The sequence below is a fragment of the Streptomyces sp. NPDC058964 genome (genome assembly GCF_042741275.1).
GTDB lineage: Bacteria > Actinomycetota > Actinomycetes > Streptomycetales > Streptomycetaceae > Streptomyces.
This window is the reverse complement of record NZ_JBHYKH010000592.1, coordinates 1-5,267: the sequence shown is the minus strand read 5'-3', so window position 1 is coordinate 5,267 and position 5,267 is coordinate 1. Positions and strand designations below refer to the sequence as shown.

Annotated in this window: 4 protein-coding genes and 1 pseudogene; 3 read left to right on the top strand and 2 right to left on the bottom strand. The window is 72.6% G+C overall.

Going from position 1 to position 5,267, the window contains the following annotated elements; translation table 11 throughout:
• A pseudogene (locus tag ACFW2E_RS41005) lies at window positions 1-187 on the bottom strand (histidine phosphatase family protein); the annotation flags it as partial.
• A gap of 82 nt (window positions 188-269) precedes the next feature.
• Window positions 270-980 carry an SMI1/KNR4 family protein gene (locus ACFW2E_RS41000; protein WP_384475462.1) on the bottom strand — a complete coding sequence of 237 codons (711 nt, stop codon included), beginning with the start codon at window positions 978-980 and terminating at the stop codon, window positions 270-272.
• 869 nt (window positions 981-1,849) lie between these two features.
• Between ACFW2E_RS41000 and ACFW2E_RS40995 the strand changes: the two genes are divergently transcribed.
• From ACFW2E_RS40995 to ACFW2E_RS40985, 3 genes are read left to right on the top strand one after another with little or no spacing between them, the layout of a single operon-like run.
• Window positions 1,850-2,833: a GNAT family N-acetyltransferase gene (locus ACFW2E_RS40995; RefSeq protein WP_384475460.1), complete on the top strand. Its 984-nt coding sequence runs from the start codon at window positions 1,850-1,852 to the stop codon at window positions 2,831-2,833.
• Window positions 2,830-4,170 carry an ABC transporter substrate-binding protein gene (locus tag ACFW2E_RS40990; RefSeq protein WP_384475457.1) on the top strand — a complete coding sequence of 447 codons (1,341 nt, stop codon included), beginning with the start codon at window positions 2,830-2,832 and terminating at the stop codon, window positions 4,168-4,170. The genes ACFW2E_RS40995 and ACFW2E_RS40990 overlap by 4 nt, the downstream gene beginning before the upstream one ends.
• Window positions 4,164-5,000 carry a carbohydrate ABC transporter permease gene (locus tag ACFW2E_RS40985; protein WP_384475455.1) on the top strand — a complete coding sequence of 279 codons (837 nt, stop codon included), beginning with the start codon at window positions 4,164-4,166 and terminating at the stop codon, window positions 4,998-5,000. The genes ACFW2E_RS40990 and ACFW2E_RS40985 overlap by 7 nt, the downstream gene beginning before the upstream one ends.
• Window positions 5,001-5,267: the final 267 nt, after the last annotated feature.

The window sequence follows — 5,267 nt, the reverse complement described above, 5'->3', positions numbered from 1 at the left end:
GTTCCTCGGCAGTCGACAGGAAGCGGACTGTGGGGGCTACGACAGTACGGTCGGCGGTGGGCAGGGCCCCGGCGGCGGACCGGGCGCGGGCCGCCCCGGCCGGGTCGAGCGGGCAGCCGTCGTCGAAACGGGCCTGACGCAGGGACGGATTCAACGCCGGGGAGATCAACATCACTCGACTGGTCATCCACCGCTCCGATCGTCGTGCACGGCTGTCTGCTCGCGGCAGCCGGCGGAGGGCCGGCACGGTCGCGTCACTGTAAACCGGTTCACCGGCGCCGCGAAGTCCACGGATTGCGCGTGCTGTCACCGAACCTCAGAGTCGGGTGCGGGTCGTGGACCGGGCCGAAGTCGCCCGATGCCGTGCGTTCCAGGGCGTCGTCGAGCCAGCGGACGTACCAGGTGAGGAAGTCGGTCTCCAGGCAGTAGAGCCCCGTGGCGCTGTCCAGGGAGTCGACCCACATGCTCCCCCGCCGGGGCCCGCGCAGGACCAGGAAGAACCAGTCGCCGCAGCCGTGGTCCGCGACGGGCAGGCGCCCGTTGGCCCAAGGGGCGCCGGAGTACTCGGCCTGGAGGCGCTCGAAGCCCGCGGCGTAGGACGGATCGGATCCGAGTCGGGCCACGTGCCGGTTCCAGGTGCCGGGCCCGCCGAGCATGTGCCGGAAGTCGACGTCGGAGTCGAGCGGGCTGTCCGCACCGAGCGCCTCGGCACCCCATGTCCCGGTGACCCTGCTCGTCGCTTCGGCGAGGGGCAGGATGCCGTAGTACGGTCCGGGAGCGCCGTCCCCGACCGCCGTGAGGAACTCCCGGTAGCCCTCCGGCAGACGTGCGCCGACGCGTCGTTCCAGCTCCTCGAGTTCGGCCTCGTCGACAGGGCCACCCACGCGGTAGTCATGGCTGCGGGCACCGAACAGCCGGCGATCGGCGTCGGCGGCCCGAAGTTCCCGCAGTCTGGTGGTTATGTCGCCCATGACGTCCATGTGACGCATCCTAGGGATCACGTCCGACACCCGGCGGGCTCGGCGGGCTCGGCGGCGAAGTCCGCGTACACCCGCGGACGCCTGCGGCGCAGCCACCGGGCGAGCGGCGGACCGACGACGAAGGCGACGGCCGACACGACGATCAGGAGGGTGTCGACGGTCGTGGACGCGCCGGTGAAGAGGTCGATGCGGCCACGCCGAGGACGATGGCCGTCGCCAGGAGATCGGTGGCGGCGAGCGGGGCCCCGGGTGCACCGGGCGGCGCGGAGACTCCTGATTCACGCGCTCCTGGAGGTGATCGCAGGCCCACGCCCGGCGGGGTGACGGACCGTCCGGAGCCGGATCGTGGAGCGCGGCAGGTCGGCAGATCATTGCCAAATTGCAGGGTATACCAGTAAATTTCCGACAACCGCTTCGAGGTGTCACCGGCAGACGGGGCCAAAGGATGAGCACGGACGACAGCCTCGCCTCGCCGGCCCGTACCGGCGTACGGTTCGTGGTCGCCGACCGGCCCGGTCCCCTCGCCGGACGCGTCGGCGAGGATCCGCCGCTCGCCCCAGCGGGGGAGTTTCGCCGGGGCCGCCGCGGTGTCCCTTTGCGGAGGCCATGCCGTCGACACGGGCAACGCCCCAGCACCGCTGTCCGGTCCACCGGTGCCGCTCGTCCGGTGGTGCGCCGACGACGTGTCGCTCCGCCCGTGACAGGGGCGGACGCTTGCACGTTCAACAGATGTGCACGGAAGGCGTGTCGGGCAGCCGTGCCGACCGGCCTCCGCCGGGGCGGGGCAGCCGCTGCCGTCACCAGCGCCGCACCAGCCCCGCCGACGACGCCGCGGACGCTGTCCTCACCAAGGAAGGACAACCCCGTCGATGACCGATCGCACGACGACGACATCCCCGGCCCGGATCCGCGGCTTTCGCGCGGGTGACGGACCACGGCTGGTGGAGGCGTGGCGCCGGAGCGCGCCCGCCGACTCCATCACCCCCGAGCGCTTCCGCACCCTGGTGCTGCTCGACCCCAACTTCGATCCGGACGGGCTCAGGGTCGCCGCCCACGGTGACCGTGTCGTCGGCGCGGCCTACGCGGTGCGCCGGCTGAGGCCCATGGCCGGCACCGATCTGGAGCCGGACCAGGGCTGGATCCCGTTCTTCTTCGTCGACCCGGCCGCCCGCCGGCGCGGCCTCGGCCGCCGGCTGCTGACCGATGCCCTCGACTGGCTGCACGGCCACGGCCGCACCAGGGTGGACTTCTCCTCGTACACCCCGAACTACGTCCTCCCCGGCCTCGACGCCGAGGCGTACCCGGAAGCGGCCCGGCTCCTCGAGTCCCTGGGCTTCCGCACTCTGTACGAGGCGGCCGCGATGGACCGCGGCCTGGTCGGCTACCGCATCCCGGAGGACGTCGTACGCCGCCTGGACGAACTGACGTCCCAGGGCTACCGGTTCGGCACCCCGCGCGACGACGACCTGGTGGAGCTGTTCGCGCTCGCCGGGAACCACTTCGGCCCCGACTGGGCATGCACGATCCGGGAGTGTCTGGCCGCGGGCACGCCGCTCGACCGGATCGTCGTCGCCCGGGATCCATCCGGCCGCCTGGTCGGCTGGGCGATGCACGGCGCCTTCGACTCGGTGGACGAGCGGTTCGGTCCGCTCGGCGTGCTGGAGGAGATGCGCGGCACCGGACTCGGCAAGGTCCTGCTCCACCTGGTCCTGGAGCGGATGCGGGCGCGCCGTGCGCACTCCGCGTGGTTCCTGTGGACCGGCGCGCAGTCCCCGGCGGGCCACCTGTACCGCAAGACCGGTTTCACCACGACCCGGGTGTTCCGCGTGTTGCGCCGCGAGGCCGCCCGGTGACGCCGGCCCGCCGAGCCGGCGGCCTGAGCCGCCGTCACTTCGCGCTCGCACTGCCTTCGGCGCTGCTCGTCTCCGGATGCGCCGCGCCGCACCAGGGCACCGGGCGGCCCGGGGATCCAATCGTCCTCACCCTCCTCTCCCACTACGCGAGCGGGGAGCTCAAGGCGGCCCTGCAGGGCCCGGTCGACGAGTGGAACGCCACTCACGACCGGGTCAAGGTGCGGACCAAGGCCGTGGAGTTCACGGACCTGCTGACCACGTTCATGGTCCGGCAGGCCGCGGGCCAGGGCGCCGACATCATCCACCCGTACTGCCTGTGGAACGGCCAGCTCGTCCAGGCCGGCGTCCTGCGGCCCGCTCCGACCGAGCACGCCGCGGAGATCAGGCGCGGTTACGGCGAGGCCGCGGTCGGTGCCGCGTCGGTGGGCGGCGAGGTCTACGGTTACCCCACCGAGACGCAGACGTACGCCCTCTACTACAACAAGCGGCTGCTGCGCGAGGCCGGCATCGTCGGCCCGCCGCGCACCTGGCGGGAGCTGGAGGAGACGGCCTACCGCACCGCCAGGACGGACCGGTACGGCAACACGCTGGTCCAGGGGTTCGGGCTGTCGACCTACGACGACTCCACCACCGTCGGCCAGACACTCGCCCTGCTCAACGCGGCCGGCGGAAGGTTCGTCGCCGCGGACGGCAGGAGCACCGCCATCGACTCGCCGGCCGGGCGGGCCGTGTTCGACCTGGAGCAGCGCCTCGTCACCAAAGGCGCGAGCGCCCCCGGCGTCAACGTCTACAGGGCGTTCCCGTCCGGCCAGGTGGCCATGGTGGTCAGCGCCGGCTGGTGGACGGGGAGCCTGAAGGCCCTGATGGGCAAGGACTACCGCGACGTCGGCGTCGCGCCCGTGCCCGTCCCCGAAGCGGGCGACCGGCGCGCGACCCTCTCCACCGGCTTCATGCTGGGGGTCAACGCGGCCAGTGAGCACCCGCGCGAGGCCTGGGAGTTCCTGCGCTGGCTGAACACCGAGAAGGTGCGGGTGAAGAACGCCCGGAAAGGCGCGACGGCGACCCGGATGAGTTCCCTGCAGGTGTCCGTCGGCTCCCTGACCGGACGCTCCGACGACATGCGGACGCTCCTGAGCGAGGGCGCTGATCCCAACCTGCGCCCGTTCCTGGACGCGCTTTCGTACGCGGTGCCGGAGCCGAACGTGCCGGGTGCGCAGCAGGCCAAGTCACTGCTGCGCAAGAACATCGAGGCGCTGTGGACCGGTCAGCAGTCGGTCGACGCGGCCCTGCGCACCACCCGCCGTCAGGTCGACCAGGAGGTGTCGCGCTCATGGTGAACGTCCTGACGCCGGAGACGACGCAACGGGCGGCGCACGGCCCGCGATCCGCCGGGCCCGCCGTCCACACCCGCAGCCGGACCCGGCGCCGCCAGACGGTCGTCGCATATCTGTTCCTGGCGCCGACGCTGCTGTTCTTCGCGGTGTTCCTGATCCTGCCGCTCGGCTTCGCACTGCTGCTGTCGACGTCCCGCTGGGCCGGGTTCGACCTGAGCGACATCGATCCGGTCGGCCTGGACAACTTCACCGGCCTCTTCGCGGACGGGTCGACCTTCCTCGCGCCGATCCTCACCAACACGCTGCTGTTCGCCCTGGGCACCGTGGCGCTCGCGCTCGCCGGCTCCGTGGTCGTCGCCACCTGCATCGACAACCTGCGGTTCCAGGGGCTGTGGCGCACCCTGTACTTCCTGCCGATCGTCACGACCGTCGTCGCCGTCGGGAACGTGTGGAAGTACATGTACGAGCCGGGCGGGCTCGTCAACGGCGTCCTCAACGCCGTCGGGCTCGGCTCGGTGGCGTTCCTCCAGGACCCGGACACCGCGCTGCCGTCGGTGGTCGTCGTACAGGCCTGGGCCTCGGTCGGCTCGGCGATCCTCATCCTGACCGCCGGGCTGAAGTCCATTCCCGGGTCGTACTACGAGGCCGCGTCGCTCGACGGCGCCGGGCCCGGCACCGTCTTCTGGAGGATCACGCTGCCGCTGCTGCGGCCGTCCCTGCTGTTCGTCTGTATCACCCAGTTCCTCACCGGCCTTCAGTCGTTCGCGCTGATCATCGTGATGACCAAGGGCGGGCCGGGCGAGGCGCGCCCCCGTGGCCCCCCCGCGAAGTAGCGCCAGGCCCAGGGCGAACGCGACAGGGGGCCCCCCCGCGCCCCCCCCCGGGGGCGCACGGGCGCCACGGCGGCCGACGGGAGCGCGGCCGGGGACTGAGCGGTCGCCGGCGCGGTGCCGGCCGGGCGGTCCGCCTCCCGTCCGCCGGCCGAGCAGGCGGCCACCGTCCACACCAGCAGCGCCGAGAGCGCGGCGGTGTGCAGGGGGCGGACGGCGGGCGCGGCGTACTGCATCGGGGTGCCTCCTGGGGGCCGGGGCGACCGGCAC